18 protein-coding genes are annotated in these 21988 nt (G+C 70.7%); 9 read left to right on the top strand and 9 right to left on the bottom strand.

Translation table 11 applies throughout. From position 1 onward, the window contains the following. The first annotated feature begins 348 nt into the window (after window positions 1-348). Window positions 349-471 carry a hypothetical protein gene (locus tag AB0I53_RS29355; RefSeq protein ID WP_358609824.1) on the top strand — a complete coding sequence of 41 codons (123 nt, stop codon included), beginning with the start codon at window positions 349-351 and terminating at the stop codon, window positions 469-471. A 39-nt stretch (window positions 472-510) separates the two neighbouring features. Here AB0I53_RS29355 and AB0I53_RS29360 read toward each other — a convergent pair whose 3' ends face one another. Then, window positions 511-1335 carry an oxygenase MpaB family protein gene (locus tag AB0I53_RS29360; protein WP_358609827.1) on the bottom strand — a complete coding sequence of 275 codons (825 nt, stop codon included), beginning with the start codon at window positions 1333-1335 and terminating at the stop codon, window positions 511-513. Window positions 1336-1425: 90 nt separating this feature from the next. On the opposite strand from AB0I53_RS29360, the gene AB0I53_RS29365 reads away from it, so the two are divergent. Further along, window positions 1426-2052 (top strand): TetR/AcrR family transcriptional regulator, encoded by a 627-nt coding sequence (locus AB0I53_RS29365; RefSeq protein WP_358609830.1) that lies wholly within the window; start codon window positions 1426-1428, stop codon window positions 2050-2052. A 313-nt stretch (window positions 2053-2365) separates the two neighbouring features. On the opposite strand, the gene AB0I53_RS29370 is transcribed toward AB0I53_RS29365, so the two are convergent. Further along, window positions 2366-4678, bottom strand: a complete 2313-nt coding sequence (locus AB0I53_RS29370; RefSeq protein ID WP_358609833.1) for a pyruvate dehydrogenase — start codon at window positions 4676-4678, stop codon at window positions 2366-2368. Between the two features lie 133 nt (window positions 4679-4811). Here AB0I53_RS29370 and AB0I53_RS29375 point away from each other — a divergent pair, with 133 nt between their 5' ends. Continuing rightward, on the top strand, window positions 4812-5300 hold the full coding sequence (locus AB0I53_RS29375) for an Lrp/AsnC family transcriptional regulator (RefSeq protein ID WP_358609836.1): 489 nt from the start codon (window positions 4812-4814) through the stop codon (window positions 5298-5300). Between the two features lie 124 nt (window positions 5301-5424). On the opposite strand, the gene AB0I53_RS29380 is transcribed toward AB0I53_RS29375, so the two are convergent. Continuing rightward, on the bottom strand, window positions 5425-6456 hold the full coding sequence (locus AB0I53_RS29380) for a DNA polymerase IV (protein WP_358609839.1): 1032 nt from the start codon (window positions 6454-6456) through the stop codon (window positions 5425-5427). A gap of 117 nt (window positions 6457-6573) precedes the next feature. On the opposite strand from AB0I53_RS29380, the gene AB0I53_RS29385 reads away from it, so the two are divergent. Next, complete coding sequence (locus tag AB0I53_RS29385; protein WP_358609842.1) at window positions 6574-7053, top strand: NUDIX domain-containing protein; 480 nt, start codon at window positions 6574-6576, stop codon at window positions 7051-7053. A 143-nt stretch (window positions 7054-7196) separates the two neighbouring features. Continuing rightward, entirely contained in the window at window positions 7197-8027 is an 831-nt protein-coding gene (locus AB0I53_RS29390; RefSeq protein WP_358609845.1) for an MOSC N-terminal beta barrel domain-containing protein, read from the top strand. Between the two features lie 14 nt (window positions 8028-8041). Here the strand turns inward: AB0I53_RS29390 and AB0I53_RS29395 are convergent, their stop codons facing one another. After that, a complete protein-coding gene (locus AB0I53_RS29395) occupies window positions 8042-9046 on the bottom strand; it encodes an aminoglycoside phosphotransferase family protein (RefSeq protein ID WP_358609848.1) in 1005 nt (334 codons plus the stop codon). Window positions 9047-9137: 91 nt separating this feature from the next. Here AB0I53_RS29395 and AB0I53_RS29400 point away from each other — a divergent pair, with 91 nt between their 5' ends. Beyond that, a complete protein-coding gene (locus AB0I53_RS29400) occupies window positions 9138-10289 on the top strand; it encodes an aminotransferase class I/II-fold pyridoxal phosphate-dependent enzyme (RefSeq protein ID WP_358609851.1) in 1152 nt (383 codons plus the stop codon). On the opposite strand, the gene AB0I53_RS29405 is transcribed toward AB0I53_RS29400, so the two are convergent. Beyond that, the gene (locus tag AB0I53_RS29405; protein WP_358609854.1) at window positions 10275-11612 is read right to left on the bottom strand and encodes an MFS transporter; all 1338 of its coding nucleotides are present in this window, start codon (window positions 11610-11612) and stop codon (window positions 10275-10277) included. The two genes, AB0I53_RS29400 and AB0I53_RS29405, sit on opposite strands and share 15 nt — an antisense overlap. Before the next feature lie 472 nt (window positions 11613-12084). On the opposite strand from AB0I53_RS29405, the gene AB0I53_RS29410 reads away from it, so the two are divergent. Further along, window positions 12085-15066: a GH116 family glycosyl hydrolase gene (locus AB0I53_RS29410; protein ID WP_358609857.1), complete on the top strand. Its 2982-nt coding sequence runs from the start codon at window positions 12085-12087 to the stop codon at window positions 15064-15066. Here the strand turns inward: AB0I53_RS29410 and AB0I53_RS29415 are convergent. The 3 genes from AB0I53_RS29415 to AB0I53_RS29425 all read right to left on the bottom strand — a co-directional run bounded on the left by AB0I53_RS29415 (window position 15049) and on the right by AB0I53_RS29425 (window position 18378). Beyond that, complete coding sequence (locus AB0I53_RS29415; RefSeq protein WP_358609860.1) at window positions 15049-16206, bottom strand: hypothetical protein; 1158 nt, start codon at window positions 16204-16206, stop codon at window positions 15049-15051. The genes AB0I53_RS29410 and AB0I53_RS29415 overlap by 18 nt on opposite strands. A 92-nt stretch (window positions 16207-16298) precedes the next feature. Next, window positions 16299-17426, bottom strand: a complete 1128-nt coding sequence (locus AB0I53_RS29420) for a hypothetical protein (RefSeq protein ID WP_358609863.1) — start codon at window positions 17424-17426, stop codon at window positions 16299-16301. 133 nt (window positions 17427-17559) lie between these two features. Continuing rightward, a complete protein-coding gene (locus AB0I53_RS29425; RefSeq protein ID WP_358609866.1) occupies window positions 17560-18378 on the bottom strand; it encodes an alpha/beta hydrolase in 819 nt (272 codons plus the stop codon). Window positions 18379-18455: 77 nt separating this feature from the next. Between AB0I53_RS29425 and AB0I53_RS29430 the strand changes: the two genes are divergently transcribed. Together AB0I53_RS29430 and AB0I53_RS29435 are read left to right on the top strand one after the other, a co-directional pair. Then, window positions 18456-18983, top strand: a complete 528-nt coding sequence (locus AB0I53_RS29430) for a CGNR zinc finger domain-containing protein (RefSeq protein ID WP_358609869.1) — start codon at window positions 18456-18458, stop codon at window positions 18981-18983. A 36-nt stretch (window positions 18984-19019) separates the two neighbouring features. Continuing rightward, complete coding sequence (locus AB0I53_RS29435) at window positions 19020-19496, top strand: hypothetical protein (protein ID WP_358609872.1); 477 nt, start codon at window positions 19020-19022, stop codon at window positions 19494-19496. Between the two features lie 78 nt (window positions 19497-19574). Here AB0I53_RS29435 and AB0I53_RS29440 read toward each other — a convergent pair whose 3' ends face one another. Further along, a complete protein-coding gene (locus tag AB0I53_RS29440) occupies window positions 19575-21938 on the bottom strand; it encodes a xanthine dehydrogenase family protein molybdopterin-binding subunit (protein ID WP_358609875.1) in 2364 nt (787 codons plus the stop codon). Window positions 21939-21988: the final 50 nt, after the last annotated feature.

Genomic DNA, 21988 nt, shown 5'->3' on the forward strand with positions numbered 1-21988 from the left:
AATCTTTCATGTTTACCGGACGCAGCACACCCCCGAGCAGGTGACGATCAGGAGAACGAAAACCGACGAATCGACATCCGGCCGCTCGCGCGGTCCACATCGGCCGATTCTGGTCGTGAGCGCGAAAGCCGGCTCTTACCGGTTTTTTCGCTCACGAGTCCCGACCTGAGCAATCGGCGGCGCCCGAACATCCACCTCTGAAGGACCGCCGCTCCACAATGACAACAGCTTCGCGTGGCACATCGAAGACGCGTTGCAGCACTCGGACGCGGCCGACGAGATCGGGCTGCTCAAGGTGACTCGGGCCGGCGAGCCGGCGGCGGAAGGCGCCGTGGAGCACGAGGCCAGGTGACTGTGGAGCGGTACACGATCAGCGCCGAGGACGACGTCGCGGTGTGCATGACGGTCACCGCCACCACCATCGGCGAAGCAGGCCCTGCGTCGGCCATCCTGCCGCCGACGTATTCCTAGGCGCTCTCGGCCACCGTCGCCGACGGGTCCTGCTGAGCCTCACACCAGCGGGCGGCCGGTCCTGATGCGGCGGCGCAGGTCCCAGAGGATGAGGTTGAACGGGAACCGGCGCACCACCGGCGGTAGCCGTCGCACGATCGCCGCCAGCGCCGACATCAGCGCGTCGAACCGGCGCTGGTCCCGGCCGCTCCACGGCAGCCGCATCTCCGCGCGGAACCGCTCCGGCAGGAACCCGGTCGTCACGAACCTGTTGAAGCGGCCGAAGATCAGCGCCACGGGGCGCGGCAGCCAGGCCAGCATCGTCACGTCGTGCAGGTAGGCGCGCACGGTGTCGTCGATCGAGACGCGATCCAGCGATTCGGTCCAGTACTCCTCGAAGGCGTCCCGGTCCCGCGGCCACGCATCCGCCGGCACCTGCAAGGTCGTGCCCAGCACCGCGCCCTCGCAGTAGAAGGCCTCCGCCGTTGCGGCGTCGGGCTCGCCGAAGAAGATCCGGTAGTTGTCCTCGAATCCCTTGTACAGGCAGGCCGCGACCCAGAGCTGCAGATCCGGGTCGAAGGCGTTGTAGGCGACCGGGCTGGCATCCGTCGAGCGCACCTGCGCGTGCGCCCGGTTCACCCCGCGCCGGAACAGCGTCTTCTCCCGCTCGGTGCCCATCGCCGCCACCACCAGGTAGGCCAGGGTCGTGCGGGTCCGCTTCACCGGATGCCGGAACAGCTGGCCGCCCTCGACCCTGCTCTCCACCACGCCGTGGCCCACCCCGGCGCGAGCCAGCTGCATGATCACGTTCGCGTTGCCGGCCAGCAGGCCCACGCCGAGCACCGCGTCCTCGATCCGCTTGGCCTTCGTCACCGAAACCGTCACCGCCCGCCGCCCTCCGCACCGGGGTCATTTCTGCACACGGCCGTTCCCAGATAGGGAACAGTGGTGTCGGCGATCTGTCAAGATGGGCGGATGAGCACGTCTCCACTTCGGGTCTACGGCGGGGTGCAGGGCGATCACCGCCAGGCCGAGCGCCGGGCGCAGTTCATCGAGGCCGGACTGGACCTGCTCGGCGCACCGGGCGACAGCCCGACCCTGACGGTGCGCGGCGCATGCCAGCGGGCGGGCCTGGCGACGCGCTACTTCTACGAAAGCTTCGCCGACCGCGACGCGCTGGCGGCGGCGGTGTACGACCACGTGGTCGACGACCTCGCCACGACAACGCTGGACGCGGTCACGTCGGCGGAGCCGGGCGAACGGGCAAAAGTCCGGGCGGGACTGGAGAACATCGTCCGCACGATCGCCCGCGACCCGAGGCGCGGCCGGCTGCTGTTCTCGATCTCGCTCTCCAGTCCCCTGCTGGCACAACGCCGCCTGGATTCCTCCAGGCTGTTCGCCGCGCTACTGGGCGGCCAGGCGCAGGACTTCTACGGCATCACCGAAAGCCCGCACCTCGAACTCACGACGCACTTCATCGTGGGCGGCCTGGCCCAGGCTCTGACGGCCTGGCTCGACGGCACCCTCGACGTCGACGAGCCGCGCCTCATCGAGCACTGCACCGAGATCTTCCTGGCCATAGCGGCAGGCTTCGGCACCTGACACCCGTGCGTACTTTTTGTTGCTATAGAGGCTGTTTTGGATGTGGTGACGTGCGGATGTGGTAACGCGGGCGTTTTGTATTTGAAGCGGCGCAGCCGCTTAGCCCACCTACTCAACCGGCACCGCCGCGGGTTCTCAGAGGTCTTCTCGCGAGGACAGCCCCGACGTGGTGAATTGGCATTCATGATGTCGGGGATCCCACAGCGAGAAGACCTCTGAGGTTCCGCCACCCGCACCGCCACGCAGGACGAGTTTGGAAACAGGCTCTATAGCGACCCAAAGTACGCGCGGGTGCCTGGCCCGCCGCGGCGGATCAGGCGTGGTCGGTGATGTCGAGGGCCGTGCGGACGATGGTGTCGGCATCCAGGCCGTGGTAGCGGTAGACATCCTCCAGGGAGCCCGACTGGCCGAAGGCCGTGACGCCGAGGTGGGCGGCCCGGACCCGGTTGATCCCCGCCAGGAACGCCAGCGTGTGCGGATGTCCATCCAGGACGGTCACCAGCGGCGTCGCCCGGTGCGCCGGGAAGACCTGGTCCAGGATGCCCGCCGATCCCCCGGCGCCCTGCCGCGCCCGCAACGCCTCGAACAGCAGGCCCGGGCTGGTCACGCACACCACGTCCGCGCCGACGCCCTGCTCTTCGAGCCGGTCGGCGGCCGCCAGCGCCTCGGGCACCAACGCGCCCATCGCCGCCAACGTCACCTCCGGCGCTGTGTGGCGGCGCAGCGGGTAGGCGCCGCCGATCGCCAGGCGGCGACGGCGTTCGCGGGCCGCCGGGTCGGCGGGCACCGCCGCGAGCGTCTGGTCGACCGGCCGGGTCGACAGGCGCAGGTACGCGGAGCCGCCGTCGGGCCTGCCGAGGCGGGCCATCCCGGCCAGCAGGCACCACTCTGTGTCGATGGCGAACGCCGGCTCGTAGCTGGTCAGGCCCGGCTGCTCCAGGCCGATCGACGGCGTGATCACGGACTGGTGCGCGCCGCCCTCCGGCGCGAGGCTGACGCCCGAGGGCGTGCCCACCAGGATCGACTGGCCGCCCGCGTACATCCCGAACGACCACGGTTCCAGCGCGCGCCCGACGAAGCAGTCGTAGACGACGCCGATCGGCAGCAGCGGCTGGCCCCAGCGGCTCCAGGTGGCGCCGAGCTCGCCGAGCAGGCCGACCAGGTTCGTTTCGGCGATGCCGAGTTCGATGTGCTGACCGGCCGGGCGTTCCCGCCAGTGCAGGATGGTCTCGGCGTCGTCGGCGAACCAGTCCACCCGCTCCGTCGGCGACCACACGCCGACCTTGTTCAGCCAGCCGCCGAGGTTCGTCGACGAGCTGACGTCCGGCGCCAGCGTCACGATCCGCGCCGCCGCCTCCGGCGCACCGCGCGTCAGGTCCAGCAGCGCGCGGCCGAGCGCGGCCTGCGTCGTGGTGGTGCCGGTCGGCGTCCGCCCGATGTCCGCCGGCAGCTCCGGTGGCGACACCTGCGGGCGCTCGCGGCGGCGCAGGCGCGCAGCGGCGTCGGCGCACCGCTGGCCCGCCGGGCTGCCGGCAGCGAAGCGGTGCCACGGGTCGCTCAGGTCGGCGCCGACGCTCTCGGCGAGCTGCTGCATCTGCTCGGCGCTCAGCAGCGAGCCGTGGTTCTGCGGGTGGCCCTCGCTGGCCAGGCCGTATCCCTTGACGGTGTAAGCGAAGATGACGGTGGGCCGGGTGTCGTCGATGGCCCGGAACGCGCCGTCCAGCGCCGCCAGGTCGTGCCCGCCGAGGTTGCGGATCGCCGCGGCGAGCGCCTCATCGTCCACATCGGACAGCAGTCGGGCGATCTCGCCGCCGTCGACGCCGGGAAGCCGCTCGCGCAGCTGTTCTGGCGTGCACCGCAGCAACCGCTGGTACTCCGGGTTGCTCATGCCGTCGATGCGCGCCCGCAGCGCCTCGCCGCCCGGCCGGGCGAACAGCTCTTCCAGCAGCCGCCCGTACTTCAAGGTGAGCACCTGCCAGCCCGCGGCGGCGAACATGCCCTGCAGCCGGTTGGCCGCGATGTTCGGCACGACCCGGTCCAGCGACTGGCGGTTGAGGTCGACGATCCAGACGATCTCGCCGAGGTCGGCGACGGTCGGATCCATGATCGCTTCCCAGCAGGCGCCCTCGTCCAGTTCCGCGTCGCCCAGCAGCGAGTACTGCCGACCGGTGCCCGCGCCGCCGACGTGGCTGTCGACGTAGCGGCGGGCCACCGCGCCCCAGATCGGCGCGGTCGCGCCGAGGCCGACCGAGCCCGTCGAGTAGTCCGCCGGGTCGGGATCCTTGGTGCGGCTCGGGTAGCTCTGCAGGCCGCCGAACTCGCGCAACGTAGTCAGGTGCGACTCGTCGAGCTCGCCGAGCAGGTAGTTGATCGCGTGCAGCACCGGCGACGCATGCGGCTTCACCGAGACCCGGTCCGCCGCCGTCAGGTGCTCGAAGTACAGCGAGGTCATGATCGACACCATCGAGGCGCAGGACGCCTGGTGCCCGCCGACCTTGAGCCCCGAGGCGTTGGGCCGCACCCGGTTGGCGTGGTCGATGATCGCGGCCGACAACCAGAGCACCTGCTGCTCGACCTCGCGCAGGGATTCGGCCGTCGCCGCCTGGACCGGTGCCGCGCTGGTCATAGCGCCTCCTCGGGAAAGTTGCCACATTGCTTCAAGGAGAACACCAAGAGCACAATCACTGCACAAGTTATGGACCCGATTTTGCGCATTCTGCACCGGCACGGTTCGGTGCGAGCGGACGAAGGTGAGCATTGTGCCCAGCACTGACACGCTCGACGAGGTGGACATCCGGCTGCTGCTGGCGTTGCGGGAGGAGCCGCGCGCGACGGTGGTCGCGCTGGCCGAACGCGTCGGCCTGTCCCGCAACACCGTGCAGGCCCGGCTCGCCAAGCTGGAACCCAGGCTCGGGTCGTTCGAGCGGCGCATCGACCCGGCCGCGCTCGGCCATCCGCTGACGGCGTTCATCACCGTGCAGGTCACCCAGCAGATGCTCGGCGAGCTCGCCGAGTCGATGGCGCAGATCCCGGAGGTCGTCGAGGTCTTCGGCCTCACCGGCGCGACCGACCTGCTGGTTCGGGTGGTCGCGGTGGACGCCGACGACCTGTACCGGATAGCCGGTCAGGTCCTGGCGACGCCGGGCGTCGAGCGCACCAACTTCGCGCTGGCGATGCGCAGCCTCGTCGACTTCCGCCTGACCCCGCTGCTGCGCAAGGCCCTCGCCGACCGCACGCACGCGGACTGAAGCGAACGGACCGATCACTCCGCCTACCGGGACAAACGGTCCGTTCACCTCAATCCACGACGATCACCGGACCGGAGCGAACGGACCGATCACTCCGCCTAGCGAGGCGAACAGGCCGTTCGCTTCAGTCTGCCGCGCGGGCGATCTCGGCCCGGACGCCGAGCAGGCGGACCGGGCGGTCCAGCGGGAACCGGCCGAGGGCCGTCTGGGCCGCCTCGTCGATGGCTTCGGCGTCGCGGGTGGGGGCCTGTAGCGACACGCCGTGGGTGTGGGTGGCGAAGCGGGAATCCCGCACCTTGACCACGACCCGGCGGGCCAGGACGTCGTCGTCCGCGAGGTCGTCCGCGACGACGTGCGAGAGGCGGGTGATCTCCGAGCGCATCTCGGCCTCGTCACGCAGGTCCTGCTGGAAGGTGACCTCCCGGCCGTGCGAGCGCGCCCGGTAGGGCTCGTCGGTGACCGGGGTCGAGTCGTAGCCGTGCGCGAGCGCGACCAGCCAGGGCCCGATGTTGGGCCCGAACTCGCCTGCGAGGTCGGCCATCGCGGTCCGCGCCAGGTCGCCGACCGTGGCGATGCCGCGCGCGGCGAGCTTCTTCGCCGTCTTCGCGCCGACGCCCCACAACGCTTCCGGCGGCCGGGATGCCATCACCTCGACCCAGTTGGACATGTCCAGCCGGAACACCCCGGCCGGCTTGGCCAGCCCGGAAGCCAGCTTCGCGCGGAGCTTGTTGTCGCCGATGCCCACCGAACACGCCAGCGCGGTGCGCTCCCGCACGTGCCGCTGAACCGATCGCGCGGTCAGCTCGGCGTCTTCGGTGTCGACCAGCATGAACGCCTCGTCCCACCCGGCGACCTCCAGGATGCCGCCGACCTCCCGCAGCGCCGCCATCACGTCGGCGGACGCGGCGAGGTAGGTTTCGCGGTCTGCGGGCAGGAACACCGCCTCCGGGCAGCGGGCCGCCGCGGTGCGCAGCGGCGTCCCCGAGCGAACCCCGAACTCGCGGGCCTCGTAGGACGCTCCGGCCACGACGCCGCGTTGCTTCGGGTCGCCGGATCCGCCGACGAGCACCGGCCGCCCCCGCAGCTCGGGGTGGCGCAACAGCTCGACGGCGACGATGAATTGATCGAGATCCACATGCAGCACGACCCGTTCCACGCTGCCAGCATCGACGGATTTCGGGATTTCCGCCAGAGCTGACCGGCAGCCGGCTCGCACCACCATCCACATCGGACACCGTGCGGCGGCACCGACCTGGTGCGCGACACTGGTGGGATGAGCAAACGAAGCGCCGGCATCCTGCTGTTCAAGGTCGACGACGGATCGCCGCAGGTCCTCGTGGTGCACCCGGGCGGGCCGTTCTGGAAGAAGAAGGACGCCGGAGCCTGGTCCATCCCGAAGGGCGAGCACGAGCCCGACGAGGACGCGCAGGCGGCGGCGGTCCGGGAGTTCGCCGAGGAGACCGGCATGCCGCTGGCCGACCGCGACCTGTCGCCGCTGGGCGAGGTGAAGCAGCGCAACGGCAAGCTCGTGACCGCCTGGGCCGTCGAGGGCGACTTCGACCCGACCGCCTTGCGCAGCAACGAGTTCGAGATGGAGTGGCCGCCGAAGTCGGGCCGCCGCCAGAGCTTCCCAGAGGTCGACCGGGCCCTGTGGTGCGATCCGGACACCGCCCGCGAGAAGCTCAACGCGGCCCAGGCCGAGTTCGTCGACCGCCTCCTCGACCTGCTGCGCACCTCCGGCCGGCTGCCGTGAGAATTGCGTTGACTGCGAGGCCGCGAATAGGCAAGCTGCCTGAGGACGCGGTCGAGAGGCGCTGCGACGGGTTGTGCCCGCCACGCTTGACCGCCGATACGAACGGAAACAAGGGCGCCTCCTGACCAAGGAGGCCTGTCACCTTGTTCACCGCGCCAGGCGAGATCGCCGCTCTCATCAGCTATCCGGTGAAGGGATGCGCTGGAGTCGCAACGAGCGGTTCCACGCTGACCCCGGCCGGACTCGAACACGACCGCGCGTTCATGGTCGTCGACCTCGACGGCACCTACCGGACCCAGCGCAAGCACCCCCGGCTCGCGCTGGTGCAACCCCATGTCGACGGGGATCTGCTGAGCCTCTCGGCGCCGGGCATCGAACCGGTGGCCGTCGCGGTGAACCGCACGGGCGCACGCCGACCGGTCGACCTGTTCGGCGCGCCGTTCCTGGGGATCGACCAGGGCGACATCGCCGCGGAGTGGCTTTCCGAACTGCTCGGCGCGCGCAGCAGGCTGGTGCGGGTCCCACCCGAACACGATCGCGTGACCGACGGCGCGACACCCGGGACGTCCGGCTACGCCGACAGCTGCCCCGTTCACCTGATCTCCACGGCCTCGCTGGAGCTGCTCAACGAGCGGCTGACCGAGAACGGGGCGGTGCCGCTGCCGATGAACCGGTTCCGCCCCAACATCGTGATCAGCGGCTGGGAAGAGCCGCACGTCGAGGACCTGGCGCGCACGATCTCGATCGGCGAGGCGGTGCTGGGTTACGCCAAGCTCGCGATCCGCTGCGCCGTCACGACCATCGACCAGGCGGACGGTCGCCGAGCAGGCCCGGAGCCGCTTCGCACCCTCGCCCAGTACCGGCGGGCGGATGACGGAATCGCCTTCGGCACCAAGTTCGCCGTCCTGCAGCCCGGAAGGTTGTCCGTCGGCGACAAGGTCGTCGTCGACGCTTGGGGCGAAGCAGAAATCTAGCCCGTGACCGCCGCTCAGCCGGTCTGCGCCGAGGCGAGGGCGAGACCGGCGAGCCCGGCGGACGACACCACGCCCTGGAAGATGGACAGCGCTTCCGCTCGCTCCGCCTCTGGGGCGCGGAGCTCCAGCACCTGGGCGGCCGGGACGGCGAGGTCCTCCATGGCGCGAACGCACCGGTAGTAGGCCAGGCGGTGCGGGTCGACGTCCACCGGCCCGTACCCGGCGAAGAACCACTGCTGTTCCTGCCGGCTGACCGGCGCGAACGGGAGCAGGACCCCGCCGATCGCGAACAGGAGATCCCGTTCGCGCGGAGCGAGAACCGCGTCGTCCCAGTCGATCAGGAACACGTCCGCGCCGCGCAACAGCAGGTTCCCCAGGTGCGGATCGCCGTGGCAGACGACGTTGGGCGCGTACTGCGCGCGGAGTTTCCGCCCCAGCGCATCGGCCTGCGCCAGCAGCGCCGCGATGCGATCCGCCGCGGCGCGCCACGCCGAGATCAGGGAGCGCACCAGATCATCGGCCGGAAGCTCGCCGGAAACGCACTCGCCGTGGAGGACGCGCACTGCTGATGCCCAGCGCTCGTGCGTGTGCTCCTCGCGCGGCAGCGACTTCGGCGCCTCCGCCGCGGGCATGGCGTGCACCTGCGCGAGCATTGCTCCATACGCCTCCCAGTGTTGTGCCGTCATCCCGCCGTTCAACGCGCCCTCGTCGGATGCCCACGGCGCCAAGGACAACCGGCGCCCAGCGCGCTCGCTCCACAACCCGCCGCCGCGCGTCGGCACCGGCCCGGCAACACCCGACACTCCGCGCTCGGCGAGCCACGCCGACACCGCCAACCCCGCCGTCGTGCCGCCGCCGCTCCACTTGACCGCGTACCGCTCCCCCTCCGCGGAAGTCCCGCGCCGGACTTCCGCGGCCACGTCCGCGCCGCTTCCGACCGGATCGATCGCCACGAGATCGATGCCGAAGTCTTCCCGAACCCACGCCCGCAGGCGCTCAGCAGCGGCAATGTCGGACATGACCGCACCTAACCACGCGAACCCGGCGTCGCGCCAACGAATTTCGCCGATCGTGGACCGCCTCGACCGCTGCCGCCGCATAATCGCGGGAATGACGGTTGCGGAGCTGCACGCCGAGTTCGATGCCCTGCGCCCCGAGGAGCTGCGGCGGCGCAGATCGCAGAAGTGGGCCCTGGTCGAGCCCGACGTCCTGCCGGCCTGGATCGCCGAGATGGACTACCCGCTGTGCCCGGTGGCCCGAAACGTGCTGCTGGGACTGGTCGAACGCTCCGACTTCGGCTACCCGGTGATCGACGAGTACCTCGCGGCGTTTGCCGATTGGGTTGCGCGGGAACAGGATTGGCGCGTCGATCCAGCGCTGGTCTCGCCCGTCGCCGACGTGATGGCCGGGCTCGACGCGGCGGTGCGCCGCCTGACCGCGCCCGGCGACGGCGTCGTGCTGCTGACCCCGGCCTATCCCCCGTTCCTGGCGCTGCTCGACCACCTCGACCGGCCGATCCGGGAGTGCCCGCTGCGCGCCGCCGAGGACGGCTGGCGGATCGACTTCGACGCGGTCGCCGACGCGCTCGCCACCGGTGCGCGGGCGGTGCTGCTGTGCCACCCGCACAACCCGACGGGCCGGATCTGGTCGCGCGACGAGCTGCGGACGATCGCCGGACTAGCCGACCGGTACGGGGCTTTCGTGATCAGCGACGAGGTCCACGCGCCGCTGCGCGCGAGCGATCAGGACTTCGTCCCCTTCGCCGCGGTCGGCGACCGGGCCGTCACCGTGACCAGCGTGTCCAAGGGATGGAACGTGCCGGGGCTCAAGTCCGCGGTGCTGGTGTGCCAGGAGTCCACGAAGCACCTCCTCGACACCGTCCCGCCGTACGAGAAGATGCGCGCCTCGGTTCCCGGGCTCGCCGTCGCGACCGCGCTGTGGCGGGACGACGACGGCTGGCTCACCGCGGTGCGCAGCTACCTGGACCGCACCCGCGACCGGTTGCAGGAGTGGGCGGGCGAGCGCTCACGGGTCCGGGTGCACCTAGGGCAGGCCGGCTTCCTGGCCTGGCTGGACGTCCGCGAGCTCGGCCCGGAACCGGCGGAAGTGCTGTTGCGGGACGCCCGGATCCGGGTCAACTCCGGAACGAACTACGCCCCGCCCGGCTCGACGGCCGGACGGGGCTTCGTCCGCTTCAACCACGCGACCTCGCTGCCGCTGCTGGACGAGCTGCTCGCGCGGTTGGGTTCAGTCCTCGATTGACGCCTCGCGGGTCTCCCTGGTGATGATCAGCGCGATCAGCGTGATCGCGCCCATCGCCGCCAGGTAGACGCCGACCCAGCCCAGCCCGTAGGAGCTGGCCAGCCAGGTCGCGATGTACGGGGCGACCGAGGCGCCCAGCAGGCTGGCGAGGTTGTAGGACACCGAGGCGCCGGTGTAGCGCACCGCGGTCGGGAACAGCTCCGGCAGCACCGCGCCCATCGGCCCGAACGTCATGCCCATCAGGCCGAGCCCGACCACCAGGAACGACACCGTGGCCACGCCGGAGTCCGCGCCGAACCACGGGCCCAGCAACAGGCCGAACACGATGATCGCGACCGTGGTGATGATCAGCGTGGGCCGCCGCCCGTAGCGGTCGGCCAGCCAGCCGGCCAGCGGGACCGTCAGGCCGAAGAACACCACGCCGACCAGCAGCATGACCAGGAACTGCGAGCGCTCGTAGCCCAGGCCGGTCTTCGCCGTGCCGAAGGACAGCGAGAACACCGTCATCAGGTAGAACAGCACGTAGGTGGCCAGCATGATGAACGTGCCGAGCATCAGCGCCTTGAAGTCGCTGCGGAAGACCTGCGCGAACGGCACCTTCGCGCGCTCGTTGCGCGCCACGACCTTCGCGAACGCCGGGGTTTCGTGCATGCTCAGCCGCACCCACAGGCCGACCACGACCAGCACCGCCGACACCAGGAACGGCACGCGCCAGCCCCAGGCCAGGAACGTCGCGTCGTCCATGAACTCGGACAGCAGCAGGAACAGCCCGTTGGCGAAGAAGAACCCGATCGGCGCGCCCAGCTGGGGGAAGGTGCCGAAGAAGGCCCGCTTGTTGGCGGGCGCGTTCTCGGTGGCCAGCAGCGCGGCCCCGCCCCACTCGCCGCCGAGGCCCAGTCCCTGGCCGAACCGGCACAGCGCCAGCAGCAGCGGCGCGACGACGCCGATCTGCTCGTAGCCGGGCAGCAGGCCGATCAGCACCGTCGAGATGCCCATCGTCAGCAGCGACGCGACCAGCGTGGACTTCCGGCCGATGCGGTCGCCGAAGTGGCCGAACAGGGCGGAGCCGACCGGGCGGGCGACGAAGGCGATCGCGAACGTCGCCAGCGACTGCAGGGTCGCGGCGGTCGGGTCGCCCGCCGGGAAGAACAGGTGCGGGAAGACCAGCACCGCGGCGGTCGCGTAGACGTAGAAGTCGTAGAACTCGATCGAGGTTCCTACGAGGCTGGCGAGCACGACCTGCCGGGTCGAGTTCCGCGGGGTGGGATCTCCCGATGCTCCGGAACCCCGCACTCCCGGTGCTGGGGCTTGGCCGACAGCCATGGCGTCGAAACCTTCCTCGTTGACCAAATACCTGTTTCCAGGCTCGTTTTGCGTGGCGGTGCGGGTTGCGGAACCTCAGAGGCCTTCTCGCTGTGGGATCCCCGACACACGTATGTCCAATACGACGCGTCGGGGCTGTCCTCGCGAGAAGACCTCTGAGAACCCGCGGCGGTGCCGGTTGCGTAGGTGGGCTAAGCGGCTGCGCCGCTTCAAAGACAACAACCCGCCCTACTGCACCCGCATCACCACATCCAAAACAGCCTCTGCAGCACTCTAAACCTCGGCCGACCACTGGCCGAGACACGACTCCCGCATAGTGGGCATCCTCACGGCCGGTAACGATCGCCGGCCGTTCCTCCGACCGGATGATCAACGTACCGAGTAACCGCGCGATGACACAGCGAATTCCTAGAATCGACTGGTTTCGCACCGAAATCGGCCGCCCGCGCGGGAGCGCAGAGGGAGTTGCGTCGTGTCTGCCGAAACTGAACGCGAGGACCTGTCCGACCGCGGCGCCCCGAGCCGGTTGCGCGGCGAGGAGCTGAAGTTCGTCGGGATGCCGATCGGCGGCATCGGCTGCGGGCAGCTCTACCTGGGCGGCGACGGGCGGCTGTGGCACTGGGACGTCGACAACCGGACCGCCCCGGCCAACATCAACGACCTGCACTTCACCCGGCCGCCGCTGCCGAGTTCGCCGTTCGAGCACGGCTTCGCGGTGCGCGTCACCGACGGCGACGGCGAGCGCGCCCGCTGGCTCGACGCGCGCGGCTTCCCGGGTGTGACCTTCGCCGGGCGGCCACCGGCGGCGGAGGTCGACTACGCCGATCCGGGCGAGCCGGTGCGGATCGCGCTGAACGCCTGCTCGCCGTTCGTCCCGACCGAGATCGACGACAGCTCCTACCCCGCGGTGTTCCTCGACTACACCGCGACGAACACCGGAACGACCACGGCCGAAGTCGAAGTCGCCGGCTTCCTGGCGAATCCCGTCTGCCTGACCAGCAGGCACACCCGGCCGCTCCGGCTGCACTCCCGGGAGCTCGACGGCGCGCCCGGCGTGCAGTTCACCGCCACCGAAGGCGCGGCGGAGAACCCGGCGCGCGCGGACCTCGTGCTGGAGGACTGGGAGAAGCCCGACTACGCGGGCTGGTTGGTCACCGGCGACGCGTTCGGCAGCGGCCCGGTCCGCACTCTCGACCGGCCGGACTACCAGGGCGAGGCGGGAGCGTTCGGGATGCGGATGGCCGATTCGCACGCGAGCGCGCCCGGCGACGACGCCGGAGCGCGGGACCGCGCTACCGGGACGCTGCGCAGCGAACCGTTCCGGATCGAGCGCAACTACCTGCGGTTCCGCATCAGCGGCGGCAACTATCCCGGCACGTGCTGCCTCAACGTCGTCGTGGACGGCGCGGTCGTCGGCACCACCACCGGCTCGTTCAGCGACCAGCTGGCCGACCGGGTGCTGTACCTGGGGCCGTGGAAGGGCGAGGACGCGGTCATCGAGATCATCGACGCCGAGACCGGCCCGTGGGGGCACGTCGGCGTCGACCAGCTCCGGCTCACCGATCACGCCCCGGCGCAGCCGCCCCTGCCAGAACTGCCGGACCACGGCAGCGTCGCCTTGGCCGTGCTCGGCGCGGACCGGGCGCGGGTGTGCCCGGCGACGGAGACCTTCGAGTCGCCGAGCGATGTCTTCGCGCCGACGCCAGGATCATCCACAGTGGACGGCTTGACGGAGCGCGGTGCCGGAGTGGTCACGGCTGGCGTGACGCTCAGGCCGGGCGAACAGCGGACGATCCGGTTCGTGCTGGCCTGGTACTTCCCGGTGCCGGACCGGGAAGGGCTGGCGTTCCTGGAGCACGGCCGGGAACTGCTGCGGCACTACGCGAGCCGATTCGGCAGCGCGCAAGATGTCGTCGCGCACCTGGCCCGCGAACAGGAACGCCTGCTCGGCGCGACGCGGGCGTGGACGCGCGCCTGGTACGAGGATTCGACGCTGCCGCACTGGTTCCTGGAGCGGGTCGCCACGAACACCACGATCCTGTCGACGTCGACCTGCTACCGCTTCGCCGACGGCCGGTTCTACGGCTGGGAAGGTGCCTACTGCTGCGCCGGCACCTGCACGCACGTGTGGCACTACGCGCACGCGCTCGCCCGGCTGTTCCCCGCCGTGGAGCGGGACACCCGGGAGCGCGTCGACCTTGGCATCGGATTCCACGCCGCGACCGGGCAGCTGAGCATGCGCGGCGAGGCCGACCGCAGCCCCGCGGTCGACGGGCAGGCCGGGACGATCCTGCGGATCTACCGCGAGCACCAGATGTCACCGGATTCCGAATGGCTGCAACGCGTTTGGCCGCGAACCCGGCAGGCGGTCGAGTACCTGATCGGCTCCGACGCCGAGCCGGACGGGATCCTCGACGGCGCGCAGCCCAACACCCAGGACGCCACCTGGTTCGGCCGCAACAGCTGGCTTTCCGGGCTGTACGTGGCGGCGCTGCGGGCCGCCGGGGCGATGGCCCGCGAGGTCGGCGACGACGCGTTCGCCCTGCGCTGCGCCGAGCTGGCGGCCAGCGGAGCCGAGGTGATCGTCCGGGACCTGTTCAACGGCGAGTACTTCGTCCACGAACTCGACCCGGCGCACCCGGGCTCGGTCAACACCAATCGGGGCTGCTTCGCCGACCAGCTGCTCGGGCAGAGCTGGGCCGCCCAGCTCGGGCTGCCCCGCGTGCTGCCGCCCGGGCCGACCCGGTCGGCGTTGCGCAGCATCTGGCGGCACAACTTCGTGCCCCGGCCGATGGAATACCGGAAGCACAGCCCGATCGACGGCGGGCGGATCTTCTACGACAACGACGTCCCGGCGCTGGTGATGTGCACCTGGCCCAACGGCGGCGGCGACGAGGCCGGCAACAACTGGTCGACCAGCTACTTCAACGAGGCCTGGCACGGCATCGAGTACCAGGTGGCCGCGCACCTGATCACCGAAGGCATGGTCGGCGAGGGCCTGGCGATCGCCCGCTCCGTGCACGATCGGTACGGCCCGCTGCGCCGCAACCCGTACAACGAGATCGAATGCAGCGACCACTACGCGCGCTCGATGGCCAGCTTCGGCGTCTACCTGAGCGCGCTCGGATTCGAGCACCACGGTCCCAACGGGCACCTCGGATTCGCCCCCAAGATCCGCGCCGAGGAGTTCGCGGCAGCCTTCGCGACGGCCGAAGGCTGGGGCCGGTACCGGCAGACGCGCACCGAATCCGAACGCACCAGCACGCTCGAGCTCCACCACGGCCGCCTCGACCTGCGCAGCCTCCGCCTCGACGCGATCGGCACCGCCGCGCGGGCCACCCTCGACGACGCGCCGGTCGACGTGCGGGTGAGCGCCGACGAATCCGGCCCGCTGCTCCGCTTCCCCGAAACCTGCACGATCAACGCGGGTCAGCGCCTACGCATCAACCTCTGACAGTTCCGGCCCGCCCTGGCGGATCGAATCGAGCAACCGCAGCGCCTTGGCGTACCGGTCGGCCGATTCGCGCAGGCCCTCGGCGGCCTCTCCGAGGATGCCGGGATCGCGATCGGCGGCGGCATGGCCGAGCTCATCCAGCGGGATCATGGCCAGCTGGAAAGCGTCCGGGGTGTTGGGCCGGATCATCGGCATCCAGTCGTCCGCCGTGCCCACCAGGTCCTGGCAAGCCCAGTGGTTCGGCCCGTTCCGGATCAGCGTCTCGCCCAGGTAGCGGACCGCGCCCACGACGAACGGATCCTCGGCAGCCTCCCGGACCGCGGACCGATCGGGGAATCGGTCGAGCACGAGCTGCCCCAGCACGTCCAGGGAGTCGAGGGAGAAGTCGAAGGGAAAGTGCTCCGGCAGGAAACCGGCACGCCACTCGTCGAGCGCACCGTCCATATCGGACAGCCACCGATCGAGGAATTCTTTCGCCGGCTCGGTCATGTACCGGCGGTCCTCCTGCATGTGCCACTCGACGGTGCCGGGCTCCGCCGTCGGCGCCGCCCCGCGCCGCGGCCACACCGCGTCCAGCCCGTGGAAGTCCAGATCGAACTCGTCGCGAAGCGCCCTGGCCTGCTCCGGCGACGCCAGGACGTACACATCGTCCTGGCAGGCCTCCACTTTCTCCCGCTGCAACTGGAAGAAAATGCGCGGATCGTCACCACCTGGGTTCAGGTCGCCGATCTGCTGCGCCACCGCTACCTGGTCCGCGTAGTCATCGGACTGGTGCTCGACCGACCACCAAACCGGCTCGCCATTGTGCAGGAAGTGCAGGAACTCATCGTCATCGTCCTCGTCGTCTTCGTCGCGCACCAGCACGAGATCGGTGACGACCACCGCACCACCCGTGCAAGCGGCCACCTCATCTTCCAGCAGGTAGCGGTAGTAGTACTCGACGTAGTCGACGTCTTCACCGTGCACCGAGATCGCGATGCCGAACTCCGGGAGCCAACCGAAGAGGTCGTCTTCCGCCAGCTCCTCGTCCAGACTGTTCCACTTGCCGATGCGGGCCAGCATCTCGGCGGCCTTGTCCTCCGCCACCATGCCCAGACCCACCAGCCGACCGGTCAGCTCCCGAACCGTTCTCCTCGCCATGCCGCGAGATTCTGGCACCAACCCCCGACGCCGAGCAGCGGAATCGTCCAACGCGCCGCAACCCGTACACCGAGATGCAGCCGGGCCAGCGCCTAGACATCCACCTCTGACCGCCGGATCGAGTCGAGCGCCCGCAGCGCCCTCGCGTACCGGTCGGCCGCGTCGTGCAGCTCCTCGACCGACCTGCCGAGGGCACCGGGCTCGCGGCGGTCGGCGGCTGTGCCGAGCTGGTGCAGCGGGATCACGATTCCCCAGAACGCGTCCGGCGTGTTGGAGCGGATCAGCGGAACCCGGTCGTAGATCGAATCCACCAGGTCCCGGTAACCCCAGTGTCCCGCCCCGCTCCGGACCAGCGCCTCCCCCAGGTAGCGGACCGCGCCCACCACGAACGGGTCCGCCGCGGCCGCCTCGACGGCCGGCCGGTTCGCGAACCGGTCGAGCACGAGGCGTTCCAGCGCATCCAGGGAGGCCGGGGAGAAGTCGAACGGGAAGTCCGCCGGCAGGAACCGGGTGCGCCACCCGTCGAGCGCACCGTCCATATCGGACAGCCATCGGTCGAGGAATTCCTTCGCCGGTTCGGTCATGTACCGGCGGTCCTCCTGCATGTACCACTCTTTCGTGCCCGGCTCCGCCGTCGGCGCCGCCCCGCGCCGCGGCCACTCCGAGTCCAGCCCGTAGAAGTCGAGGCCGAACTCGTCGTGCAGCGCCCTGGCCTGCTCCGGCGACGCCAGGACGTAGATGTCGTCCTGGGTCACGTCCACCTTCTCCGGGCGCAGTTGGTGAAACGTGCGGGGATCATCGCCGCCCGGGTCGAGGTCGTTGATCTGCCCGGCCACCGCCGCCAGATCGACGTAGTCGTCGGATTCGTGCGAGACGCTCCACCAGACCGGCTCGCCGTTGCGCACCAAGTACAGCTTCTCGATGCCGTCGTAGCGCACCAGCACGACGTCGGAGATGACCACGGCGCCGCCAGTGCACGCCGCGATGTCCTCCTCAAGGAGGTCCGGGTAGTAGTCCTCGACGTAGTCGACGTCCTCGCCGTGCACCGAGAAGGCGATGCCGAATTCCGGAAGCCAACCGGCCAGCGCACGTCCTCGCAGTTCCTCGTCCAGGTGGTCCTCGGCCCCGATGTCGGCCAGCACCGCGGCGGCCTTCTCCTCGGTGACCATGCCCAGACCGACCAACCGACCGGCCAGCTCCCGAACCGTTCTCCTCGCCATGCCGCGAGATTCTGGCACCAACTCCCGACACGACGATCAAGCCGATCCGCGCAACCACGACGGACGCCCGCTCGCGGTCTGCGCCGTCTGGCGCCTCGAACAACTTCGGCTCAAGCCGCGGGACGCCTGGCGATCACCGGGCGAGGAAGTCGGCGACGAGGGCGGTGACCTTCGCCGGGTTGTCCTCCTGCACCAGGTGACCGGCCTCGCCGATCCAGGCCAGCTCGGCGTGCGGGATCCGCTTCGCCAGGTCCTTCGCGCGCTCCGGAGGCAGCCATGCGTCCTGCTCGCCCCAGGCGATCAGGATCGGGCAGTCGAGTTCCGCGTAGCGGTCCTCGACCTCGCGGGTGAAGCGCTCGTCGGCCTGGGCGATCTGGCGGTAGAACGCCGGCCGGCCCGCATCGCCGAGCCAGGGCTCGACCAGCGCGTCGAGCACCTCGCCGCGCAGCTCGCGGTGCGCCGCCGTCGTGATGTAGCGGCGGACCAGCGCCTCGTGCAGGTTCGGCGGCAGCGCCGCGAAGACCTCGTGGTTGTCGTGCACCAGGCGGAAGAATTCCGAACCCCACGGCCGCACGCTGACCGCGTCGATCAGCGCCAGCCGTCCATATTGGACGCCGTCCAGCAGCGCCGTCCGCAGCGCCACCGCGCCACCGAAGTCGTGGGCGAGAACCGACGGAGCCCGCAGGCCCCAGTGCCGCAGCAGGCCCGTGAACACCTCCTGTTGGGCGGCCAGCGAGACGTCCTGGCCATCGCGCTTCTCGGACTGCCCGTAGCCCGGCATGTCCCAGACGAACACCTGGTGCCGGGCGCTGAGCGCCCTGGCGATGTCGCGCCAGACGTACGACGAGAACGGCGTCCCGTGCATCAGCAGCACCGGATCGCCCTGCCCCAAGCTCGCCCAGCGCACCGTTCCGTGCGGCGACTCGTGTCGCTCCGGCAGCTCCCAGTTCATCTCGACCTCCCGTTACCGTCTTCGAAGCTTTGCCAGTAACGTTACCATCAGATTCGACATACCGGTAATCTGATGTCGTGGTATACGACCGACCGGCCGCACCGGGTGAGCTGGCAGCAGTCGAAGCGTTCGGCAACTCCGCGCGCTTCTTGCACGACGAGGACGCCTTCGCGGACGTGGCAGGCACCCGGGCCTGGCTACGTGCGCACGATTGGCGCGACGCGGCCGACGAGCTCGACGAACCCGCGCGCCGGGAACTGGTGCAGGCCCGCGAGGCGATCCGCGGTCACCTCGCCGGAACCGGCTCCGCCGAGCTGAACGACTACGCGCGCCGCCTGCTTCAGCCACCGCAGTGGCGGGACGGCCAGGTGGTGATCCCGACCGCGCACGGCTCCGCCGTCGAGATGCTCATCGGCCGGCTCATCGCGACCCTGGTAATCGACGGACTGGCCGGTAAACCTGGCCGGCTCAAGGTCTGCCGGGCCGACGACTGCCGCTGGCTGTACTACGACCGCTCACCCGGCAACAACAGCATCTGGTGCAGCATGGACATCTGCGGAGCGCGCCACAAGATGCGCGCCTACCGAACGCGCCGCAAGGCCTGAGCCGGCCGGCGTTCGCGGCGAGGAGGAGGGCATTCGATGCGGGTTGCGATCACCGGGCACCGGGAGTTACCCGCGGAAACCGCCCGGCTGGTGGCGGACGGGCTGCGCGCGGAGATCCGCGACTACCCGGCCGCCGAACTCGTCGGGCTGACCTGCCTCGCCGACGGCGCGGACAGCATCTTCGCGCGGCTCGTGCTGGACCACGGCGGCCGGCTGGCCGTGATCATCCCGGCCTGCGAATACCGCGCAGCGCTGCCCGAACCGCACCTCGCGACCTTCGACGCGCTCTGCGCCGAGGCGTCCGAGATCGTCGAGCTCGACTACGTCGCCGCGGAACCGCAGGCCTACCTGGCGGCCGGCCTGCGCATGCTCGACACGGCGAACCACCTGATCGCCGTCTGGGACGGCCGCCCGCCCGCCGGGCCGGGCGGCACCGCCGACATCGTCGCGGCCGCCCGCGACCGCGGGCTCCCGGTCACGGTCATCTGGCCGCCGGGCGCCTGCCGCGCCTGACGCAAGCGCTCGTGAGTGCTCACTCCGGTTCTTACCGGAGTGAACACTCACGAGCCACGGGCACGTAGGACCGACGGATCAGGCGACGGCTTCGTCGGCGTCGTCCGGGGTGTCATCCGGACGCAGCGGCAGCGTTGCGAACGCCGCCGGCGGCTCCTGCCAGTGCGTCGCCGACGCGCCGGCCTCGATCGCCTTCCACACCCGCTCCGGGGTGGTCGGCATGTCGACGTGCCGCACCCCGAGGTGCTTGAGCGCGTCCACCACCGCGTTCTGCACCGCCGGTGTCGACCCGATGGTGGCGGACTCGCCGATTCCCTTGGCGCCCAACGGGTTGTGCGGGCTCGGCGTCTCGGTGTTCGACACCTCGAAGGACGGCAGGTCCGCCGCCGACGGGATCGTGTAGTCGGCCAGGGTGCCGGTCTCCGGGTTGCCCTCGGCGTCGAAGGTCACCTGCTCCCACAGCGCCTGCGCGATGCCCTGCGCCGCGCCGCCGTGCTGCTGGCCGCGCACGATCAGCGGGTTGAGGACCCGGCCGCAGTCGTCCACCGCGACGTGCCGCAGCGGCCGGACGAACCCGGTCTCGGTGTCCACCTCGACCACCGACACGTGCGCGCCGAACGGGAACGTCGCGCCGCCGGGCGCGAAGTCGACGTTCGCGGCCAGCCGGTCGCCGTCGTCGGAGGCGGCGCGGGCGAGCTCCGCCCAGGCGATCGTCGCGCTCGGCACTCCGGCCACGCCGAGCTCGCCGCCGTCGGTCAGCTGGATGTCGTCGACGGACGCCTCCAGCCGGGACGCGGCCAGCTCCTTGGCCTTCTGCAGCACGTTGGTGCCGGCCTCCTGCACCGCGCTGCCGGCGATCTGCAGCGACCGGGACCCGCTGGTGCCGCCGCCGCGCGGCACCTGCGCCGTGTCGGACTGCACGAACTCGATCGACTCCATCGGGATGCCCAGCGTGTCGGAGACGATCATGGCGAACGAGGTCGCGTGACCCTGCCCGTGCGCGGACGTGCCGACCTTGATCCGGGCGCCGTTCTCGTGCACCTCGACCTCGGCGTACTCCCCCGAGCCGCCGCCGGTGATCTCCACGTAGGCGGCCAGCCCGATGCCCAGCAGCACCTTCTCGCCGTCGGCGATGCGCCGGGCCTGCTCGGCGCGCAACGCGTCGTAGTCGGCCAGCCGCAGCGCCTCGTCGAAGGGCAGCTCGTAGTCGCCGCTGTCGTAGTTGGCGCCGACCACCGTCTTGTACGGGAAGGACTCCGGCACGAGGAAGTTCTTGCGCCGCAACGCAACCGGGTCCACGTCCAGTTCGGCCGCGGCCAGGTCCATCATCCGCTCCAGCATCGCCGCGGCTTCCGGCCGTCCCGCGCCGCGGAACGCGCCGGTCGGCGTGGTGTTGGTCATCGCGGCGACCGCGTCGTAGCTGATCTTCGGGATCTGGTAGACACCCTGCGCCATCATGCGCGTCGAGCCCATGGCCAGGATGCCGCCCCAGCCCGCGTAGGCGCCGCAGTCGCCGATCACGCGGCAACGCAGGCCGACGATCGTGCCGTCGCGCTTGAGGCCGAGCTCCGCGAACTGCACCTGCGCGCGGCCGTGCGGCATCGCCTGCATGTTCTCCGAGCGCGTCTCGATCCACCGGACCGGCCGCCCCAGGCGCTTGGCCACCGCGACCGTCACCGCGTGCTCGGGGATCACGCCGGCCTTGCCGCCGAACCCGCCGCCGACGTGCGGGGAGATCACCCGCACCCGCTCCGGTTCCCAGCCGAACGCCTTGGCCACGCCGTCCCGCAGGCCGTGCGGCATCTGCGTCGAGACGTGCACCGTGGCGTCGTACTCCTCGTCCGAGCCGCCCGGTTCCACCGCGATCGCGTTGCCCTCCAACGGAACGACCGCGACGCGCTGGTTCTCGATGCGGGCCCGGACCACGACGTCCGCCTCGGCCAGCACGTCCGCCCCGGCGGCGTCGCGGTATCCGGCGGCCACGTTCGAACCCAGCTCCGGGAACTGCTGCTCCGCCTCGGGATCCAGGGCCTGCTCCGGGTCGGCGACGGCGGGCAGCGGGTCGTAGTCGACGTCGACCAGCTCGATCGCGTCGGCGACCGCCGCGGCGCTCTCGCCGATGACCACGGCGACGGCCTCGCCGACGAACCGGACCCGGTCGGTGGCCAGCGGCGGCCGCGCGCACTGCGCGTTGAGTTCGATGAACGGCGGCGGAATCGGCACGTCCAGGTCGGCCGCCGTGAACGCCGCGACGATGCCCGGCGCGGCGGCGGCCGCGGTGACGTCGACGCCGCTCAGCCGCGCGTGCGCGAGCGGCGAGCGGACGAACCCGAGGTGCAGCATGCCCGTCAGTTCGAGATTGCCGACGTAGGTGCCCCGACCGCGGAGCAGTTCCGGGTCCTCGACCCGTTGGACTTCGGTCCCCAGCAATGAACCCACCATGTTCGAAACCCTATCCGTCCCGTCGCCGACAAGCACCGAAAACCGGTCGC

Origin of the sequence: Saccharopolyspora sp. NPDC050389, from assembly GCF_040655595.1 — a bacterium.
In the GTDB taxonomy this organism is placed as follows: domain Bacteria; phylum Actinomycetota; class Actinomycetes; order Mycobacteriales; family Pseudonocardiaceae; genus Saccharopolyspora.